Annotated in this window: 18 protein-coding genes; 11 read left to right on the plus strand and 7 right to left on the minus strand. The window is 43.4% G+C overall.

Features of this window, described 5'->3' with window-relative positions; translation table 11 throughout:
- Positions 1 to 114 precede the first annotated feature (114 nt).
- From CRO16_RS15865 to CRO16_RS15875, 3 genes are all read right to left on the minus strand, one after another.
- On the minus strand, positions 115 to 1,179 hold the full coding sequence (locus tag CRO16_RS15865) for an AAA family ATPase (protein ID WP_097057390.1): 1,065 nt from the start codon (positions 1,177 to 1,179) through the stop codon (positions 115 to 117).
- A gap of 160 nt (positions 1,180 to 1,339) precedes the next feature.
- Complete coding sequence (locus tag CRO16_RS15870) at positions 1,340 to 2,245, minus strand: helix-turn-helix transcriptional regulator (RefSeq protein ID WP_245859095.1); 906 nt, start codon at positions 2,243 to 2,245, stop codon at positions 1,340 to 1,342.
- Positions 2,236 to 2,730 (minus strand): YqiA/YcfP family alpha/beta fold hydrolase, encoded by a 495-nt coding sequence (locus CRO16_RS15875; RefSeq protein WP_097057392.1) that lies wholly within the window; start codon positions 2,728 to 2,730, stop codon positions 2,236 to 2,238. The genes CRO16_RS15870 and CRO16_RS15875 overlap by 10 nt, the downstream gene beginning before the upstream one ends.
- Positions 2,731 to 2,998: 268 nt before the next feature.
- On the opposite strand from CRO16_RS15875, the gene CRO16_RS15885 reads away from it, so the two are divergent.
- From CRO16_RS15885 to CRO16_RS15905, 5 genes are all read left to right on the plus strand, one after another.
- Positions 2,999 to 3,499 carry a hypothetical protein gene (locus CRO16_RS15885; protein ID WP_097057394.1) on the plus strand — a complete coding sequence of 167 codons (501 nt, stop codon included), beginning with the start codon at positions 2,999 to 3,001 and terminating at the stop codon, positions 3,497 to 3,499.
- 33 nt (positions 3,500 to 3,532) lie between these two features.
- The gene (locus tag CRO16_RS15890) at positions 3,533 to 3,940 is read left to right on the plus strand and encodes a hypothetical protein (RefSeq protein WP_143544568.1); all 408 of its coding nucleotides are present in this window, start codon (positions 3,533 to 3,535) and stop codon (positions 3,938 to 3,940) included.
- 138 nt (positions 3,941 to 4,078) lie between these two features.
- Positions 4,079 to 5,365, plus strand: coding sequence for a hypothetical protein (locus tag CRO16_RS15895; RefSeq protein WP_097057396.1), 1,287 nt, complete (start codon positions 4,079 to 4,081; stop codon positions 5,363 to 5,365).
- 182 nt (positions 5,366 to 5,547) lie between these two features.
- The gene (locus CRO16_RS15900; protein WP_097057397.1) at positions 5,548 to 6,003 is read left to right on the plus strand and encodes a hypothetical protein; all 456 of its coding nucleotides are present in this window, start codon (positions 5,548 to 5,550) and stop codon (positions 6,001 to 6,003) included.
- A 114-nt stretch (positions 6,004 to 6,117) separates the two neighbouring features.
- Positions 6,118 to 6,477 (plus strand): DUF2200 domain-containing protein, encoded by a 360-nt coding sequence (locus CRO16_RS15905; RefSeq protein WP_097057398.1) that lies wholly within the window; start codon positions 6,118 to 6,120, stop codon positions 6,475 to 6,477.
- A 265-nt stretch (positions 6,478 to 6,742) separates the two neighbouring features.
- Here the strand turns inward: CRO16_RS15905 and CRO16_RS15910 are convergent, their stop codons facing one another.
- Positions 6,743 to 7,009, minus strand: a complete 267-nt coding sequence (locus CRO16_RS15910; RefSeq protein WP_143544569.1) for a hypothetical protein — start codon at positions 7,007 to 7,009, stop codon at positions 6,743 to 6,745.
- Positions 7,010 to 7,288: 279 nt separating this feature from the next.
- Here CRO16_RS15910 and CRO16_RS15915 point away from each other — a divergent pair, with 279 nt between their 5' ends.
- Positions 7,289 to 8,473 carry an alpha/beta hydrolase gene (locus tag CRO16_RS15915; protein WP_097057400.1) on the plus strand — a complete coding sequence of 395 codons (1,185 nt, stop codon included), beginning with the start codon at positions 7,289 to 7,291 and terminating at the stop codon, positions 8,471 to 8,473.
- A 518-nt stretch (positions 8,474 to 8,991) separates the two neighbouring features.
- On the opposite strand, the gene CRO16_RS15920 is transcribed toward CRO16_RS15915, so the two are convergent.
- Complete coding sequence (locus CRO16_RS15920) at positions 8,992 to 11,214, minus strand: amino acid permease (RefSeq protein WP_097057401.1); 2,223 nt, start codon at positions 11,212 to 11,214, stop codon at positions 8,992 to 8,994.
- Positions 11,215 to 11,557: 343 nt separating this feature from the next.
- Between CRO16_RS15920 and CRO16_RS15930 the strand changes: the two genes are divergently transcribed.
- Both CRO16_RS15930 and CRO16_RS15935 read left to right on the plus strand, forming a co-directional pair.
- Positions 11,558 to 13,369 (plus strand): alpha-amylase family glycosyl hydrolase, encoded by a 1,812-nt coding sequence (locus CRO16_RS15930; RefSeq protein WP_097057403.1) that lies wholly within the window; start codon positions 11,558 to 11,560, stop codon positions 13,367 to 13,369.
- A 409-nt stretch (positions 13,370 to 13,778) separates the two neighbouring features.
- A complete protein-coding gene (locus CRO16_RS15935) occupies positions 13,779 to 14,582 on the plus strand; it encodes a formate/nitrite transporter family protein (RefSeq protein ID WP_097057404.1) in 804 nt (267 codons plus the stop codon).
- 432 nt (positions 14,583 to 15,014) lie between these two features.
- On the opposite strand, the gene CRO16_RS15940 is transcribed toward CRO16_RS15935, so the two are convergent.
- The gene (locus CRO16_RS15940) at positions 15,015 to 16,130 is read right to left on the minus strand and encodes a DUF2914 domain-containing protein (RefSeq protein WP_097057405.1); all 1,116 of its coding nucleotides are present in this window, start codon (positions 16,128 to 16,130) and stop codon (positions 15,015 to 15,017) included.
- Positions 16,131 to 16,348: 218 nt separating this feature from the next.
- Complete coding sequence (locus CRO16_RS15945; protein ID WP_179670567.1) at positions 16,349 to 17,191, minus strand: DUF1206 domain-containing protein; 843 nt, start codon at positions 17,189 to 17,191, stop codon at positions 16,349 to 16,351.
- 130 nt (positions 17,192 to 17,321) lie between these two features.
- On the opposite strand from CRO16_RS15945, the gene CRO16_RS15950 reads away from it, so the two are divergent.
- The 3 genes from CRO16_RS15950 (at position 17,322) to CRO16_RS15960 (ending at position 20,545) form a co-directional block, all read left to right on the plus strand.
- The gene (locus tag CRO16_RS15950) at positions 17,322 to 18,509 is read left to right on the plus strand and encodes an acyloxyacyl hydrolase (RefSeq protein WP_097057407.1); all 1,188 of its coding nucleotides are present in this window, start codon (positions 17,322 to 17,324) and stop codon (positions 18,507 to 18,509) included.
- Between the two features lie 339 nt (positions 18,510 to 18,848).
- The gene (locus CRO16_RS15955; RefSeq protein WP_097057408.1) at positions 18,849 to 19,847 is read left to right on the plus strand and encodes an alpha/beta hydrolase; all 999 of its coding nucleotides are present in this window, start codon (positions 18,849 to 18,851) and stop codon (positions 19,845 to 19,847) included.
- 41 nt (positions 19,848 to 19,888) lie between these two features.
- The gene (locus tag CRO16_RS15960) at positions 19,889 to 20,545 is read left to right on the plus strand and encodes a porin family protein (RefSeq protein WP_097057409.1); all 657 of its coding nucleotides are present in this window, start codon (positions 19,889 to 19,891) and stop codon (positions 20,543 to 20,545) included.
- Positions 20,546 to 20,658: the final 113 nt, after the last annotated feature.

The following is a 20,658-nucleotide window of genomic DNA, read 5'->3' on the forward strand; positions in this document are numbered from 1 at the left end:
AAATCTAAATTTTCTGTTAAACTAAAAGAGGATGAATTAGAAAACGTATGGAATCCGGAAGTTACCGTAAGGAGATTCGTACTTCTAACTTCGAAAATCTAACTTCCAAAGCCTTTACCTAAACCCAACCGCCTTCCTCGTCGGACTCTTATACTGCTCCTCTTCACTAATGTTATATATCTCGGCCAAAGTCATTTCGTTATTGGTATAGTAGTCGGTCTGCTGCTCCCTGAGCAAAGCATTAGCTTTTTCCGGAGACAGGGACTTAAATTCGTAAGCAGATTTTAACCGACCTTTTCGTTTTAGTGCCGGATCAATATTTTGAACATCGGTATTAAAGGTTGCGATAATCTGTATTCCAAGGGATTCACCCAGGATGCCGTCGGTGATATTCAGGATCATGGCCAGGTTTGAGTTTCTTTGCTGGTCCCGGGAAACGATGAGCTCTTCGGCATCCTCAATGACCAGGATGCAGTTGGCATTATCCATCAAATATCTGGTCATGGCAATATTGTCCAGGTTCTGCGCCATCTGCCCCGGCAGGAACACGATCTCTTTTTTCACAAGTCCGCACAGGTGCCTGATGTAGGTACTCTTTCCTGTCCCCGGTTTTCCATAGAGCAAATGAAGTCCGCTTTTATTTTCCTCCTGTAGTATCTTCAGCATTTTATGGTGAAAGACCTTAAAGTCATCGTTATAACTTCTTGAAAGATCCAGATCGGGTTTTGCAAAATCTATCTTTTTATTGTCCAGCCCGTGAGGTTGCATGATGATCAGGTTAATACTGGCTTTATCAGGTTTTTCTTTTTTAAAGGCCTTAATGAATTCCAGGAGCTGGAGCAGCAGTTCCGAATTTTCATCCTGAAAATATACACTCACCTCATCGGGCTCCTGCTCTACTATTATTTGCTGTTTTAGTACATAGATAATATCAGCCTTTTCCTCCTTCTGATCATAATCCCGGTTAAAATGTCTTGCGAGGATACAGGATCCAAACTCCTCAGGGAATTTTAAATGAAAACTTTCAATGTCCCGGTTGTAAAACCTGTAATAACTCGGCACCTTTCCAAAATATCCGAGATACATTTTCTGTACATGATAAAAGTTCATCATGTGGTTTACATGCTGCAGATTGAAATCGGGCAGAAACTGAGGTTCTGTATTATTTCCGTAGTTCATGATCTTTATGGTTGATTTAGCGATTGGCAAAAGAATTCCGCCCCGGCTTCCTTCTGCGTCACCCTACATTCCGAAGAAGGTGTTCCCGAAGCGGATTTACTTATTATTTTGTGGTCCAAAGTTGAAACCGGACAGCGCCAAAGCATGACGCGCAAAAATTTTATTGATAGTTATTCAACGCCTGCCGTAACTGTTTTTTTACCTCCTTCTTTAAGCCTGCCGGCTCCAGCACCTTTACCTGGTCGCCATAGGAAAGCAGCTCCATTCTAAAATCGTATGTCGGCCGAATGAAATAGCTGAACCTTATTTCTTTTTCATTCCTCAATACCAGTTCCTGACTGTGATGCAGCGGCAGGGATTCGACATAACGCCCTTCCCGGGGAGTAAAGGAAAGCACCACTTTTACCGGCTCTTCATCTGTACCATTGATGATCCCGAAACTGTCTTTAAATTCTTTATGCACATTGTATGGCACAGGAGTAAATTTGGAGGGGGTGATCGTTAGCTCTTTAATTCTGTCCAGCGCGAAATTTTTGATCGTCTCTTGATCCACTGCAATTAAATACCAACGATTCCTGGCCTCTTTTAAGGCAATTGGTTTTACAGTACGACTGCTCACAGATTCATCCCAAAACTTGAAATAATCAAAGCTTACTGCGAGGTGGTTCTGAATGGCATGAAGCAGACCGGCCATATGCTCCGTTCCCAAAGATTTACGCTTTTCAAAAAAGAGGTTATTACCGAAGCTTTTGGAGAGACGAATGGCGTTTAGAATCTCAAAATTCTCTCTTAGCCGTTGTGAATGATCGTCTTCATAGTCCTCTTTAATATAATACCGGTTGTGACTGCGATCAGACGTGATCGTAATTCCGTAGATGGATTCTATATCCTGAAGATCCCTCTGAAACGTCCTTTGAGATTTTAGCAGATTTTCTTCTATAGAATCGGGGTCATTGGACATTTCATCCTGCAATTCTTCAAAACTCATGGGTCTTGTCCTTAGCAGGGAAATGATCTTAAAGTGGCGTTTTATGGTTTGGCGTACAGACATAGTGATTAATAACATAGTTTAGAAAAGAAATGTGCAACCTGCTCTTTAAATAACTCAGGCGGTATTCGATGCCCAAGGAGTGGATCTACTTTGATCTCCAGTTCATGCTGCTGAAGGTGGTTTCCAAGGAAAGCCAGGGTTTCCCGGGGATCTACCACATCATCCTTTGCCCCCAGTAGTATTTGTTTTGAAGAATCAGCCTTCAGGAATCTTTCCTCCGGAAGCATTAGACTCCGGGGAAGTTTTACCAGAGGCGGATTGAACAAAAGGGCCGGCCGACCAATCCAGTTGGAAATGATGTAGGCGTTTAGAGCGCCCATGCTGCTGCCTATTACTACATTAAATTCGGTATGAGGATATTTTCTAAGAATATTTAGATGCCGGGCATGCTCCTCTGAATAATCAATATCGGGTGCAAATACATTTCCGTATGCCTCAAGGATCTTACGTTTTCTCTCGCTTAACTTGCTCTTTAAGCCATGCAGGTACAGTATATTCATAATTGTTTTTCCTGGTTGATGAAGTAAAGAAACAAAGAGTTGGCGACAAAATATGTCGTGATTTTGGAAAATTTAAAATCTGAATTAAAAGGAGCAGGAAAAACCGGGTCCGATAAGGTTTGAGACCAAAAAAAATCCGGTCGACGTAGATTGAAATAATCACAATCCGTAGAAAAATTCATTTTTCTGTAACGAAAAAGAGAAAATTCCTACTAAACAATAAAGACTCTTGCCAAAAAGTTTGTCTTACGCCATAAATTTCAGCATTATGATCTGGTACGAAATTAAAGAGTTAGAAAGGCTGCTCATCACCGGAAAGCTTTCTGATAAAACCGCCTTCAATTACCTCTTTGTTCATCTCATCTTTTTAACTCTGGCCGACTACCTTCCTAAAGGGGATGACCCGACGTGGGTGGTATGGGTTCTTTTATTTATAAGTTTGGCAGCAGTCATATGGGGAGTAAAAAAAACGTATGAGATCAATACAGGCGGAGACAACAGGGATTACTTTAAGCGGTTTATTTCCCTCTCCTTTGTGGCCGCGATACGTACACTTGTGATCGGGATTCTGTTTGCTTTTATCCTGGCGATCATCAACCTTATAGCAGAGCATTATGTAATACCGCCGGGCCAATATTCCGTTTGGGAAGAGATCACTCAACTTTTCTTTTACGCCCTGTTGAGCGTGTACTACTTCTACACTTTAATTACCTCTTTCCGACGGATCAATACTGCCGGGGAAAGTACCGCTGCCGTGGAGGCAGCTTAAAATGTTCTGTTTCGTAACAAATTAAAAAAACAAATGAAAGTAAATCTACTCCCCCACTACTGGAAAATGATTGCGACAGGCATTTTTGTGCTTGCTATGGGCATCTGGTTCATTAATGTATCAAATCCCGAGCTGTTAAATCTTGATCCTTTTAAATTCAGCTGGACCCTAAAGATCATAATCCTCTCCTGCCTGCTGCTTTTTGTTTCCACAAAAGAAAAAGATGAAAATGAAAGGATTTCCCGGTTAAGATCCAGGTCCCTTTCCTCTGCCGTAATTGTCGGGGTTCTGGTCCTAGTCATGGAATTGTTCATGGAAATTCTGTTCCTGGGAAAAAATGCAGAAATAACTACGGGATATGAACTTATGATCGTTGTACTTCTGGTCTATTATTTAAGCTTTTACATCAAAAAAAATATCAAGACCGTAAAGAGAGGCTGACTCCCGGATTTTAAATTCAGGATTCAAGATTCAAGATTCAAGATTCAAGATTCAGGATTCAGGATTCAAGATTCAGGATTCAGGATTCAGGATTCAGGATTCAAGATTAAAAAACAGACAACTTTAATAACCAACATCGTGTTCAAAAACTACTTCCTCTACCTGCTCCTTTCAGCTACAATACTTCTTTCTTCCTGCGAAAAAGAAGATAATGTTCCGCAAACAGACTACTCCATAGGATCTACTCCACATTTCGAGCTGCTTGACCAACACGGGAACGGCTGGATAAAGCAAGGCAGGTATCAGCTTTCCGAAGATCCTACCGAAGAGTTCGAGTACTATGAGAACGGTTTTATTAAATCGGCTAAGGTATACGCCAGCTATCCGCAGCACCACCTGTATATGGAAGTGAGCCGTAGTGAAGATAATAAGCCGCTCTGGTCAAAATACTACCTTCCTGACGGATCCTTATGGTTCGAAACCGAATACAAGAACGGGCTTCCTTCAGTCAAGAAAGTATATAGCGAGAAAGGTACAGCCATACACACCTATACCGACGGAGAGTTGAGTTCGGTCGAATTTACTGCGGCTGATGGCAGCAGCACCGCCACTACCACTTACAACAAAGCCGCGGGAAGCCGTAATGTGACCATCATTAATAACGGGGAAACTGTTCTTGATGAGAACTATGCCTACCGGGAGCAGGTAGGTGCCGGAATTTATACAAATACTCATGTTCCTGTCGCCAATCCTTTTGGTGCTACTGAAGCTTCCTACTTCAAACTTAATCAGTCCTTTTCGCAGTCAGTTTCCTGGGAATACGATGCCGACCCAATATCATTCATGTTCCCTTATCGTTTATTCGATGAATTTTATAATCCGGCTAATTATTTTGCCACCAGGTTTGCTGTCGGCACCGAGCTCTACCAGTCGGTCATTGAACAGTATCCCGTGACCGAAAAGGGTGTCTTGATCGGTGGGGGTAAATACGAGGACGGTTTCGAAGCCTTTTCAGACAATTGGAAGGTACGGGATTCCCTGTCCGGGGTTTATAATGAAGATCCAGCTTTGTACAAGCTGAAATACGGAAATGAGTACATCGAAAAAGTAGGCTACGGAAAGATCTTTTTTGTAATTGGTGCAATCCGAAACCTGCCAACAGACAGTAATGTGGCCGATAACATTAAAAATATTGCCCGCAAACAAATGGACGCAATGATCAACGGCAGCACCGGTATAACTTCTAAAGAGCAGGAAATCCTGGACAAGGTCTGGTTTGAGGTAAAGTTTTTCTCCACCCTGAAGGAGCACCGGAACGGAGTTGTGATCAATACTTCCGCGGATTATGAAAATGCGCTTCAGAAATTAAACGCTGCAGAAGTTTCGGTAATTCAGCTGCAATACGAACCGGTCGAAAATTTATAGAGATGAAACTGCGGATAAAATTTGCTGCTAAATAAAGACATCTTCCAACACCTCTCAAAAATGTCATTTTTAGAACCTTTTACAAGCTGGTAAAAATCAGAAAACAATACCATCAAAAGCTGAAGGAAAAAGATCTTCCAGAAATGACGTTTTTGACCAAACATGAAACAAACCAATCTAAAATGAAACTTCCCACCACTCCCCTCGCGATTTTGCTGGTTATCCTCTTTTCGTCATGTGCATTAAGGCCTATTCCGAGTGAACATACCCTGGTTCAAATGGATAAGGAGCAAACCACTTTAGACAATTTGGGCAACGGTAAAATTCTAATCTATAATGATGCAAACATCTTGCATACAGGCGACAATACTTCGCAGTTAAATATTGTCCTGGACGGTAAAAACCTGGGACAATTGCGTGCAAAAGACTACGTCATTGTCAACCTGCCAAATGGAAAACACATTTTTAACCTTCGGCACCTGGATCTGGTGAACATGCGCAGTGAGCATGAAGTAACGGTGACAGATACCGTGAAGGTAATAAGGGTCAAACCCACGGTAACTTCGAATAAACTGGAAGTCACTAACGAGTTGCCAACTAACTGGAAGAAGTATGACTATATGAATCCGGGGAATTAATTCAGGATTCAGAATTCAGGATTCAGAATTCAAGATCTTCCAAAAATGTCATTTTTGATATCTTTTTTGTAAGGTCTTTTGTACCTTAATTTCACTAATTCAAAAAGCTCAAAGATGAGTACTTCAAAAACTCACGACGCACGTATAGCCAATCTGACATTTGCTTCTGTTTATCCTCACTACGTCACCAAAATCGAGAAGAAAGGCAGAACAAAAGCAGAGTTGCACCAGGTCATAACATGGTTAACTGGATTTGATGAAAAAACAATGCACCAATTGATTGCTGAAAAGGTCACTTTTGAGACCTTTTTTGAAAAAGCTTCTCTTAACCCCAATGCGCATCATATTACCGGGGTAATTTGTGGTTATCGCATAGAGGAAATCGAAAATCCAATTACAAAACAAGTAAGATATCTTGACAAGCTGGTTGACGAGTTGGCGAAAGGAAGAAAAATGGAAAAGATCCTAAGGTGATCTCCCTTAATCTAAAATTCATCACCTCATATACTTCTCAGAAATGACATTTTGGACACCGCTTTGAGCAGCCTGTCAACCTTCTGTTTCTTCTCGCCCTTTAAAAAGAACATGATACCACCGAAACCGTCAAAACCTGGATTGAAAAGGGTTTAGCAACCAATTGTCTCTAAAAATGGCTTTTTAGAAACCTCTTCTCTTTCACAGCTGTGAAGACTGCATGGCAAAGACCTCCCTTTACCCGGATAGTATTTCTAACCTCAGGCTATTTTTTGCTAATAAAGATGAGCGCTGTTTCTGTTTGTTCGGCCAGGGTAATGCTATGTTTTTTAGTGGCTTGCTCCAAATGTTCTGCATCTTTCCAGTTTATGAAAGGCATTTGGCCGGCCACATCTTTTGAGGATGTACCTCTATCCTGCAGGGCATCGTATATACTTTCAACTTTTAACCGGTCCCCGGCATTCTGGCAGTGGAGATCGATGCTCATGAACAACGCACTTATAAAAATTATATATCGCAGCGAGATTTTCATAGATCGAATTTAACTGTCACCGGGTTAAGACGAAAAGAGAGAAATGATAAAATTATCAATTACCAGGTGATTAAAGCTAAACAAATTAAAAAATTATAACAATTTAATAGTCAATAACTTACAATTTTTAAGAGAAAAAAATTTATCCTGACTTATGTCATCTAAAAAGGGAGATCAATGTGCTACTTTTAGAAGCTACCAGGTCTAAGATTAAAAATGGACTAACCTGTTTTTGATGGTGTTTTTTGACAAAGATTATTAACCATTAAATAATATGTCATGAAAATCTCAAAATTAGTGTTGTTCATTTTTTTTATGTTTTTAATTGTCTCCGCTTGTGAAAGGGATTCCCTGGAGGAGGAGATAATGGATCAACAATCCCTGGATTTGAATTATAATAAAGTCGGGGACGAAACAGGACTTATTGAAAGTAAACTGCAAAATAGGGTATTGAATTGTGAGGCTCTTAAGGACAACTTTGCAGGGAATCGGTTTACAAGAAAACTGCAAATATATACCCCGCCGGGCTACAAAAAGAATGGGGAGCATTCATATCCCGTAGTATATCTGTTACATGGGGAGCCTTTTTCAGAAAAAGCATTTATAGATAAACAGTTGTTCATTGACTTTATAGCTCCATATCCAATCTGGAAACAGATACCCGATTTTCCCGAAGAGGGATTCAGACTTTGGATGGATGGTCTTATCAACGATGGCCTTATTGACCCTATGATCGTAGTGATGCCCAATGCCGGTACAGAGCCATATGGTTTTAGCATGTATACCAATTCGGCTCTTAACGGAAATTTTGAAGACTACATCGTGAATGACCTGGTAGAATATATGGATTCTCATTATAACACCATTCCCAATGCTTCAGGTCGAGCCGTTATAGGCCATTCCCAGGGAGGATACGCTGCTTTTAAATTTGGAATGTTACATCCGGATGTTTTTGGCACCGTGGGTAGTCATAGCGGTTTGTTGTACTTAGATGCATTATTTGCAATGCCTGAGATACTCATACAGGAAAACCCCGAAGGTTTTAATGGTCCCGATCCTACTAAATTCTTTACCACTGCCATGTATGCTTTTAGCGCTGCCTGGTCTCCAAATTTAAACAACCCACCTTTCTATGTGGATCTTCCCGTTGAATTTGGAGAAGACGGTAACCTTTATCCAGTTCCCGAGGTTGTAGGCCTATGGTATCAAAATGATGTATTTCATTTACTGGATTACTATCATGATGTTTTGAATTCATTAGACGGACTTTATCTGGATGTGGGGATATATGATGAACTGGGCACTCATCTTGCTCATCAACCTGTCTTAGTTAAAATGGATAATTACAATGTGGATTATACCTTTGAAACTTATGAAGGCGGGCATCACACCCATGTTTTCGAAAGATTAGCGAGAGCTCTTGAGTTTTTCTCAAACAACTTGAATGCGGGAAATATGAATTAAAAAATAAGTCTTCATTTTAAAATTGGGTTAGTGCCGACAGGCATTGGCCCAATTTTTTTTATATGAAGTCAGTCCCTTCTCAGTATTTTCCCAAATTATTACCGTTTTTTCCAACATACGTATTACAGCACCACATCCCGGAATGCGTCTTCATTGAAGTCAACTTTAGCCATAAAATGATGTGGGAAGAGATTGCCGAAGGTAAGTAAAGGATCTTTAGTGATGGCTCTAAGGGTACTGTTTATGAAATGAGGTTTCCTGATAAGAACACCTTGTGGATGATTCCGCCGCGGGAAGCTTACTAGCAGGGTGGGGTTACTATTGAATACTCAGCTTATGTTTTTAAAGGGATCTAAGTAGAAAAAAATCCTAAATTCCAGGCTCCAGGTTCAATTTTAAATTTATGTACATGGAGAAATATCCCACAAGCTACGCGCCCTTCAACCAATTGTAATTCCCTGATTAATTGACCGCTTTTAATTAATTCGTACTTCTAATTTCGTACTTCTACCTTCCGATCATTTTTTACTTATAAAGATGAGCGCTGTTTCTGTTTTTTCGGCCAGGGCAAGTGCTACATGTCCGAAGGCCTTTTGATGTTTCCCTGGGTTACCCAGTCCCATGATCACAAGGTCATGACGGGAAGCCTGCGCTACCAGTTCTGCTACAGGATCATCATTCTGAATGATGAGCACTCCGGTCTTTCCGGGAATGATGCGGCCTGCAAAGCGGGAAAGTTTGATATTGTTCTTTTGGACTGTTTCTGAAGATACCGTGGATGGCAGCACCTGGATAAAGGTGATCTCGGGCTGAGAGGCTCGCCAAAGGCTGGCAGCGACCCTGGCACGCAAGGGATCATGACTTTCAAACCCTGCCACCGGAATAAGGATCTTTCTTGCCGCCGTGATCTTCCACCCGCTAAATGGCTGGCGGAAAACCACCACATCGGCCTTAATATGTCTCACCAGTTTTTCAAGGTTCCGGCTGGTTTGAAAATCACTCAAATCACTCAGTCCCAACAACAGGCTCCTGCAGTTATGCTCCTTTACCACCCTTTCTATCTCCTCCCAGGGATGGTCGGCTATGGTCGTGAGGGATTCGGGACGTAGACCGGCATCAAAGGAGGCTTTAAGGGCGTACTGCATCACATCCCGGCTCGACAACAAACGCTTGTCAAGATCATCTTTTTCGGTACTGGGGATCACAATATTATGTATAAGGATCCTCCCAATAACCGGCGGCGCGAGGGCATTGGCCAGAAAGACCATGGATTGAGCATTGGCAGGGTTGGAAATGGGAAGCATCACCAGCGGACTCAAACCTCTGAGCCTGATAAGATCCGGGTCCAGGGCCTGTTCAGACGCTTCAATAGCTTCGGCTTTTCTGATGAAAAACGATGCAAAGAGTACGGCGCCAACAGCAAGCCACAAGACCGCGATCAAACCGGCAGCGGGTACAACAATGGCCTGGAATATTGCCAGTCCTAAACAGGTGACTATTCCCGCGATGGGAAGGGCAGGAAAAAAGGGGGCTCTAAAGGTCTTGCTCTCCTTATAGCCTCGGTTGCGCATGAGGATCATGATAAGATGTGCAAGGGCAAAAGTGATCAAAAAGATCAAACTGGAAGCCGCACCGGCCGCCGCGAGGTCGGGCAGGATCAAAACAAGAAAGGCTACAATTCCGCAGGTCACCAGAATAGAGGTTACCGGAGTACCATATTTCTTACTAATATTTGATAGATGGTGGTTTAAAGTCCGGTCCTTTGCCATGCTAAGCGAAATGCGGGAAGCTGCAAAGAGGTTTGCCTGTAAAGCAGATAACATGGAAAATATACCCGCAACCAAAACCAGCCAAAATCCGAAAGCCCCGAGATAATTTTGAGCGGCGACGGCCAGGACCGTCTCAGGATTTTCGAGGCTCATTTCAGTAATACTTTCCCCCGCAGGTACTCCCACGGTAGACATAAAAAATAGCAGGGGCAGGTAAATTGCCAGGCCTACTGCCAGTGTGCCCATCATCGCCTTCGGAATTGTTTTCTCCGGATTCTTTATTTCCCCTGCCGCCGAACCAATGAGATCAAACCCCTGAAGCGCGATAAAAGTATAACCCATCGCTGCGATCAATCCGCCAAATCCCCCGGAAAAGAATGGATCCAGACTTTCGGTAATCCGTTCGAACGGGGTTTGCACAAAAAGAGCGAGACCGCCTGCGATGAGTACAGCGAATACGGCCAGTTTCCCCACATTGATCACTGCCCCGCCATCACCGGTACCTCTCGTAAGGCCGAAAGCGAAATAGCCAATAGCGGCCAGGGCCAGGAGCACCGGCAGCAACTCCCATTCCAGGATGCCGCTAAGGCCTTCTGCTGGGATCTGTTGCAGGGCGAACAGCGCAAAAGCCCCAAAGCCAAGCGCATAGAGCACTGCCGCCACCAGTGAGGCAAACCATACGATCCACCCCACCCCAAAAGCTACCTGCAGCGATAGCGCCTTTTTAGCATAGGTATAGGTCCCTCCTGACTGCGGATTTGCGGAAGCCATTTCAGCAAAACTAAGGGCGGTAATAAAAGCTATTAATCCGTTCAGCGCAAAGGCCAGAACTGCCGAAGGGCCGCTTACTGCAAAGGCCACCCCCGCAAGTGCAAGGATTCCACCCCCCACCATTGCTCCCACTCCAATGCCCAGCGCTCCAAAAAATCCAATAGTTCGTGATGTTGTAGAAGAGGATGGATCAGGGTTCATAGAGATTTAAAATCTTGGTGAGGAGCTAAACGCTCATAAATTTAGTAATAGTTTTCAAAAGAAATCAGGTCACGGCAACAAGATCAAATGAGCTTCTATTTAATCCTTTTAAAGTATTGATTACCGAACGCCTCTTTCAGGTTCTATGTTTAAAGAGAGCCAGTTCCCGGATGAGAGTCTTGTTTTCCAGCCCACCCGCGAGGGCACCGGTGGTTATGACATTTTGGTCATCCTGATGATTGAAGAAAATGTCATATGAACTTTCATCAAGGTTAATTTCCTCATAAATAAAATAGTAGCATTTCTCACCTAAGTACATTTACAGCTATCAAAGAAGGATAACATGAATAGCAAAGAAAAGGTAATGCAACCTATAGCGGCATCAAAAGGTATGGGTGCGATCGTGGAGAATGACTGGGTGACTTTCAGGGTCTGGGCTCCCCATGCCGACCGTATTTTTGTAGCCGGTGATTTCAATGACTGGGCAGAAGACGGGCTGGAACTCCAAAAAGAAGAGGCAGGATATTGGGTGGGTGTTACCGATAAAGCCAAAGAAGGGGAGCAATACAAGTATGTGATCTTTAACCGAGAGGACAAGTTCTTCAGAAATGATCCCTATGCGACGGAAGTAACCAACTCAGATGGGAATTCCATCATACGCCGACTGGACTTTGACTGGGAAGGGGATAATTTTGAACTTCCTTCCTGGAACTCCTTGGTGATCTATGAACTGCATGTGGGCACCTTTAACCGAAAACAGGCAGACCAGGTAGGCACCTTTAGTGACGTCATCGAAAAATTAGGCTATCTGAAGGAACTGGGGATCAATTGTATAGAATTATTACCGGCAGCCGAATTTGCCGGCGGCATTTCCTGGGGCTATAATCCCGCTCATCCCTTTGCAGTAGAACAGGACTACGGGGGACCCGATGGTTTGTATAGCCTGGTAAAAGAGGCTCATAAACATGGGATTGGTATCATCATGGACGTGGTATATAACCACTTCGGTCCGTCTGATGTAGATCTTTGGCAGTTTGACGGATGGAGTGAAAATGGAAAAGGCGGTATTTACTTCTACAATGACCACAGGAGTGATACCCCCTGGGGAGATACACGCCCCGATTATGGTCGGCCGGAAGTACGGCAGTATTTGAGGGATAATGCGCTAATGTGGATCGAGAAATACCACTGTGATGGACTTAGAATGGATGCGACCTCCTATATCAGGTATGAAGGGGGCGGTCTGGGATTTGATACCGAGATCGTTGAAGGCCTTATCCTAATGCGCGACATCAATACTGAAATAAGGAACAAGTACCCTAAAGTACTTACTATAGCCGAAGATCTTAAAGGGCAGCATCTCATAACTAACAGGATAGAAGACGGGGGAATTGGCTACGGAGCTCAATGGGACCTTCATTTTGTGCACCCCATAAGAGAGGCTTTGATTAATCCCGAAGATGACGCCAGAGACCTGGAGGTCATTGCAAATGCACTTACCTATCGATATGGTGAGGATGCTTTTTCCCGGGTCATTTACACCGAATCACATGATGAAGTAGCAAACGGAAAGGCCCGCGTCCCCGAGGAGATACATCCCGGGAATGCTGAGAGTGCTTTTGCAAAGAAAAGATCTATAATAGGCCTGGTACTGGTCATGACGGCTCCCGGAATTCCAATGATCTTCCAGGGTCAGGAATTTTTAGAAGACGAATATTTTAAGGATCATGAAGCCCTGGACTGGGGAAAATTTGAGAACATGAAGGGGATCACCCGCCTGGCAGCAGATCTCTTTAAATTAAGGACCGGCGAATTTGGGGCTTCTGAAGGCTTAAGAGGTCAGGAAACCGAAGTTTTACATCTCAATCAGGAAACAAAGATCCTTGCCTATAAGCGGACCAACCCCGGGGAAAATGAGCAGCCGGTGCTTGTGATCATCAATTTTGGCAATAAAGATTACGAGAATTATGGCATCGGAATCGAACCTGATACGGACTGGAAACTGAGATTCAATATTGCCTGGAAGGGGTATGACGAGGATTTTTCGGAAATGCCCGTCGACGGAATGAATACCGAAGAAAAAGTCACCGATGACAAACCTTGGACAGGACAAGTGAATATACCCGCCTATGGCAGCCAGATCTATACCTTATAAATATATCCCTGTTTTACGGTAATCGCCTCGGTTCTCGATACACCTTTCTGCCTGCGCTGCAGGCCGAAAGCCACTCGAACTGACGGCGCTATTATTCCGGATTCAAAATTTTAAATTCAAGATTGATGGAATTTAAAAATTACCTCCCAAAAATGCCATTTTTAAACACCCGTCAGTTCGAGCCTGCCTGTCGGCAGACAGGTGTTTTCTGAAAATGCGGGAGCATTGAAGAAAATGTATCGAGAACAAGGAAGTCGGATCACGCCACGGTTCCCGATACGGTTTTCAAAATCACCCGGCCTTTTCGCCCATGAAACCCTGTAATTCGGATGATCTGAAAAACAATTGTTTTGTTAAAGTTTTTCCCTGTTCGGTTGACTGAACTACCTTGAAGTTAAGCCAGGAAATTATGTCAGAAAAGCAAGATTATTTTATCGAAACCGAAAGAAGACAATCCCCTTCAGCCGCCGTTGTTCATGAAACAATTTTTAAGGAAGCAGAATCGGAATTGAAACGTTCTTCTACCGCACTTTTCTGGTCCGGCTTTGCCGCAGGCCTTACCATGACCCTCTCCATGATCACCGAAGGCATTTTGCACACGTACCTGCCGGAGGCCGATTGGAGACCCCTGGTCACCAACTTTGGTTACAGCATTGGCTTTTTAGCCATCATTTTAGCCCGGCAACAGTTGTTTACCGAAAACACCCTCACTCCGATTCTGCCACTGCTCCACCGCAAGGATATGAAGACCTTTAAAAATGTGCTCCGATTATGGGGGGTAGTACTGGTGGCCAATTTACTGGGCGTATTTTTAGTCTCATGGATCGCGGCGAAATCGTCTGCTTTTGAACCCGAAGTTCAGGAGGCTTTCATAGCCCTGGGCACAAAAGCAATGGAACCCGACTTTTTCACTATTTTACTGCGTGGAATTTTTGCAGGATGGCTTATCGCCCTGATGGTTTGGCTCTTACCTTTTGCTGAAACGGCGCGGGTGTGGGTGATCATCATCATCACCTGGATCGTGGGAATTGCCGAGCTGAGCCATGTCATCGCAGGTTCTTCTGAAACTTTCATGCTTGCCTTTTCCGGAGCAGCAAGTTGGGGAGAAGTATTGGGAGGCTACCTGTTGCCCGCGCTGATAGGAAATATTCTTGGAGGAGTGATCCTGGTTGCCGTGCTCAATCATGCGCAGGTAAAAGGCAGTGACGGGTAAGGATTTCGAACCCGCCTCGGTTCCCGATACTTTTTGCCTTCGCTCCTTCTCATCCAAAAAACCCGAACTGACGGCAAACTTAAACAGATAAGGAATCTTACATTCTCAAATTTTTATCGAACTGCCTTTTCAAAGCGGCCTACCGAAAATCTTGCGTGAAAATTGAAATGAGCGAGCCGTAAAATTTTAGGCTGTTTGAGCGCAACTGCTATTTCTTCTTTTGATAAATTTCTCCCGCGAGTTCCTAAAATTTAGGCTCCGAATGAAAATTTTAGCAACATTTTCGTAAGCCTAGACTTTTTTGGTTCTTTTTTGGGCGATGCAAAAAAGAACAACAACATATCGAGGTCCAAGTCGCCTCTGTTCCCGATACTTTTTGCCTTCGCTCCTGCTCAGCCAAAAAACTCGAACTGACGGCGTAGGAAACAGTTGTTAGAATGATTTCTTTACCATTCCTTCTTCATGAGGTTCAGAAGTGTTTTTAATCACAAAATCCACGACACCAAGTATCAGTTCCTCTTCTGTAATTACTTCAACTTTCCATTCGCCTTCCCTAAGGTTGTTTTTATGAGTATATCCACGGAAACCACGATCACGCCCCCCTGTAACTTTAAAGCTAATCTTATCAGTTACTTCCCATTTCCCGGCTTCAGGATTGAACCATTTCCATCTATGAAAAATGGATTTTTTTAAATCTGTAGGTGCAAAAACAGAAGTGAACACATAAACTCTTTGACCTTCCTGACGATGAAAATTGCTGTCATGTTTACGCCAAAATACATACCATGGATTCTTCTCGTAAGTAACGATGTATTCGTTATTTGTTTTTTGCACATCATGAGCCACCAACCCGGTATCCATAGCCAGCGGCACCGGGGGAATAAGATTGAAATAGTAAAAAACATTGATCGTTATATAGATGGAAAGGATAAGACCGATCAGTTTTTTAAGACTTGTCTCAGCTCGTGTGCCCGGGCTTGACCTGTAAATAACCGTGATGAGTGCCAGCGTACACCCCAAACTTACAAGTCCCGAAATGATAAAAATAAAGGTATTCATTTCCCTTATCAGCGTGGGAATAATGAAGGCGAAAAAGGTGAAACTTATAAAAAAATAAATACTGAACTGAAGGTATTTATTGGAGATCTTCTTTTTAAGAAATTCGTTTGCAAACAAGAGCAGCACCAGCAGTATGAAAAAAAACATGGTCTTTGACATCGACACACTCCTGAAAAAATAGATGACAAAAGCACTTGAAAGTGCACCAAAGAAGAACTGTATGACCAGCGGAAAATATTCGGAATAACCTCTGATAAAAGTACCTTCCCACTTGTCCTCATCCACTGTATTATACAAATAAAGGGTTAGGGATAATAAGGTCATATGCGAGCAAAGCACCACCGTATCATAAACACGATCTATTCGCCCTAAGGTCAACGTATCAAAAATAAAACCGCCCATAAAAAAAAGAATGGGAGCGTACTTTTGATTGCGAATAACATACCTTCCAAAAGCACTGTTTCTATATCTTGCTAAAGCTCTTCTCATAATATTTTGAGCGCCAAATGTAGGTAAAAACTTCATCCGAATATTTGCTTTGACTTTAAAGCCGGAGAGCTTAAGAAAGCTATATTTACGGGGAGCAGGTAGGTGCGGGAATTTACGCCAATCCTCATGTTCCGGGCGCCAATCCTTTTGTTGCTACTGAAGCTTGCTGCGTCCACTTTAATCTGGTATTACAGAGCAAGACTCTTTACCCGGTTAACTCAGCCTTTCTGCGGATGAAAATTCGGGTCTGAAGGATCATTATCCAAATCGTAGGTAATACCAAGGGCAAACATAAAAAGTCCGTAGCAAATAATTCCGAAGGCGATTATTGCAAAAGGAATTTTCCCAAGGTGTTCTCCAATTAAATTGAAAGCTTTATCTGTATTGACGACGTATCCGGGATTTTTAAGAATGCCCGATTTGATGAAAAAGAAGCCAATAACGCCTAAAATGACTCCGCGGGCAACATAGCCGGTAAATCCGAGGAAAAAAATAGCGGCCTTTTTCTTTCCGCTGAACTGCACAATATCAAGTCGCTCCCGGTATCCCCGGGTAATTCCGTAGAACAATTGCACTGCGGCAGTTACAGCTATTAGCACGCCCAAGCCCACAACCAGCCATTTACCCCAGTTATAATCCAGCATATTAGCCGTCATTTCCCTCTTTTGCTCCGGACTGCCGTGTTCAGAATAGTTCGCTGAACCCAGTAAAACTACCAGGGCAGAGTAAGCTATAAGCGCATCGGCAAGAGAGCTGAGGCCGATCCCGGTACGACGGGCAAGACCTTTCCACCCATTCCCGTAATGATAAGGATCCCGAAAGGATTCATAGATTCGCCATACGATATAACAGAGCATGCCTAGCAGGATAGCCCAGATGACAATTTCCCCTCCCGGCCAATCCTGCAAAAAGGCAAGAAGGCTGTTTTTTGAAGCGCCTCCTTCCTTAAGCCTTAGCAGGGAAAGAATGGCAATTATTCCAATGGCTGTATAAATTAGCCCGGTGGAAATGCAACCCAGAATAGGAAAATATTTAATGTATTTCTTCTTCGTTTTTTTCACGCTAAACTGAATTTGATCCTGAAAATAAGGAATTTTCATTTTTCCGGCGGAATACACATTCTCATTTATCTCATATTACCACTTAAAAATATTTACCTCTCAAAAATGTCCTTTTTGAGTATTTTTAAAAATGCTGTGGTATAAAGATAAATGTTCCTTTAGAGAGTTGGGCAGGCAGGTAAAGATCCTGCTGTGGCTGTGGCTTATCGTTTATACTGCATGCGGTATACCCCGGGCTACTGCTCAAACAGATTCTACAGCAGCAATCGTAGCACCGGCTAAGCAGAAACCGCTTTTTTCTGTTGGTCTGGGCGTACAGCACGGTTCTATCTTCGCCCATTCCAGGGAGGTGCAAAATACCCGCGGGGCACGGCCATCGGGCATAGAAACCATTCTTAGCTGGCAACGCAACGATTCCGCCATCTTTGAGCTTTGCCACTGTTACCCGCGGCAGGGCCTGCTGCTGGCATATTATGATTACGATGTGGAGTTGCTGGGCAAGAGTGGTACCGCAGCTTATTTTCTGGAACCTACCTACCGGATCAGCGATCGGGTGCTTTTCTCCTTTAAAGGTGCCGGCGGCGTTTCCTATTTGAGCAACCCCTTTGATAGCATTGTCAATCCCGGTAACCAGTCCTACAGCACCCATCTTAGCCCCTATTTACTGGTGGGTGTGGGTATCTGGGTACAGATATCGGAAGCCTGGTGGGTAAACCCGGGATTAAACTATCAGCACATTTCCAATGGGGGAACGCGCCAGCCAAATAAAGGTATTAACTGGCCCACTGCCGGAATTGCAGTAAGTTACCAGCCCCTCTCCCGCCCATGGTACACCGGCACAAGAACAAATGAAAAATACTGGAAGAATTATTCTACGCGATATGATATGGCTTTGCTTGGCACCCTGCGTCGCGGCTATACTCAAGGGGGTGATCGTGAGAGATATCCTGTAACGGGAATTGCATTGCAGGCAGGAAGGCAGGTGGGAAATTTACATATGCTGACTTTGGGAGCAGAAGCCTATCATGACGGGGAGCTGCAGGAAAAACTCCGCAGAGAGGACATTGATGCCAGTCCGGTAAAGGCAGGGCTATTATTGGGGCATGAATTTTTGTTGGGTCAGTTTCAGTTTAGTCAGCGACTGGGCGTGTACGTTTTTGACGAAACGCCTTACTATGACCGCATCTTCCATCGCTGGGGCTTGCAGTACCGAATTAACCGCCACTTTAGCACCGGATTCCATTTGCTGGCTCACCGGCACATAGCCGAATTCGTAGACCTAAGATTAGCCTATACTTTTCAGAAGCGGTATAGGTGAGCTCACTTTCCCCCATCAGTTCAGGTGTTTTCATCAATGCGGAAGCCTGGAAAAAATGTATCGGGAACAATGGAGCAACCCAAACCTGTTCAGGGTAATTTGTTCCCTGTAATTTGGTAGTCCTTCAAAAATTTACCTTTTAAAAAGCCATTTTTGACAATCCGCTTCCTGAAGCCGTCCTTAGATCCTCACTGCACTTATTATCAAGCCTATACATAAAAATGTAAAAAGAAGAAAGAATAGTTTTAATCGAAAAAACAGGAATAAAACTTATTACTTTCTCTCCCCAATTTGCTGTTTAACCCCGGAATAGCTATACTTGTTCATTGCCTTTCTCTAATGAAGAAAAGATTCTGGATCCCTGCCCTTGTTCTCCTCGTTCTGGTTGTTACATACTTCCTCGGGCCCACGCCACCCAATCCTGAATACGGAACCCAGCTTCCCGACATGCCCAAGGATTTAAGACACCTGGACAACCTGATACAGCAAAAGGAAAGCCTTCTTCCTTTACGAAAGGATAATCAGGCGCGGATCCTCTGGCAACAGCAGGAGCCCGGCGTAACCGACTACAGCGTGGTTTATCTTCATGGATTTGGCGGTAGTTACCGGGATGGATTTCCCGTTAACGTAAAAATAGCCGATACTTTGGGCGCAAATATCTTCCTTTCCCGTTGGGCAGGTCATGGCATGGTAGCAGAGGAGGCCCTGGAAAATTTTTCTCCCGAAGCCGCATGGGAGTCGGCTAAGGAAGCATTGGCCATTGGGGAGAAAATTGGCAAGAAGGTCATAATAATCAGCACTTCCACCGGGGGCACGCTTGCTTTTAAGCTTGCTGCTACCTATCCGGAAAAGGTATATGCGTTGATCAATTTATCCCCCTATATTGAAGATGACACAGATGGAGCATTTTTGCTGAATACCCGCTGGGGCTATGAGTTGGCTCACCTTATTTCCTGGGGTGATCACATGAAAGTCGAACACAGCAGCGAAACAGCCGCACAATATTTTGATACGGTCTATCCCTCGGAGGCTTTGGTAGACTTGCAGGTGCTGTTAGCTTCAATTACTACTGCAAATATGTTTAAGGAGGTACATTGCCCTGTATTGACGCTCTATTATTATGAAAATTTTCTGAAGGAGGATGAGCATGTTGAGGTGGAGGTTTATCCGGAAATCCATAAGTTACTTGAAACGCCCGATTCGCTGAAAAGCCTTGTGAGATTAGTGAAACCAAAAAACCATTTCTTGGGAAGCGATATTAAATCTGAAAATACTGAAGTGGTTGTAAGGGAGATCACCCGCTTTCTTCGGAAAGATTTGAACAATGACCCGAAATAGCCAATGCAATTCTACAATTAAACTATACTGAAAAAACAAAAATGAAAATTAACAACCTTTTATTATTAGCAATTCTATTTAGCCTTTTTACCTCTACTCACGCCCAAAATTCAAATCCTGAAATCGGAATTAAAGCAGGAGCAAACTATTCTAAATTCACTCCCGACTTTAGCCTTGACGGAAGAGTTTATGCCGAATACCAAAGAAAACCCGGCTTTTACCTGGGAGGATTCTTCAGCAAATCGCTTTCAGAAAAATTATACTTTCAACCGGAATTGCACTTCGCCCTGCACCGAACTAATTTTGTTGCAAATGGAGTCGAAATAAGAACAAATGATCCTAACGCAGGAAGTACTGTGCTTGACGTTGAAACCAGGATTACAGAATCAATTATTGCGCTTCCTTTGATCCTGAGATATTACTTCACCGATTCTTTCTTTGTGGATGCGGGCCCCCGGGTTGGCTTCATTATCGACAGAAATGAGAAGGTTGAGAATGACCCTTTTGAAGAGCCCGGTGATCCCCGGACTGCCCCAAACTATGATTTTGACAATTTTGATCTCAGTCTTAGTCTTGGCTCCGGCTATAAGCTATCGGAAGATATTATCATCAATGCCCGCTACTTTTTTGGAATACTTGAAAGAGATAACAGCATAAAATCTTCTGTATTTACACTTGGGCTGGAGTATAAATTGTAACATTTCCACTAACCGGTATATAACCGTGGATTTTTTTTAAAAGCTTGATGTTCATCAGCTGAAGCAAACAACTTTTTATTTACTTTTCAGCAATGTTTAGAGGCTAACATGAA

Source organism: Salinimicrobium sediminis (genome assembly GCF_900215295.1).
In the GTDB taxonomy this organism is placed as follows: domain Bacteria; phylum Bacteroidota; class Bacteroidia; order Flavobacteriales; family Flavobacteriaceae; genus Salinimicrobium; species Salinimicrobium sediminis.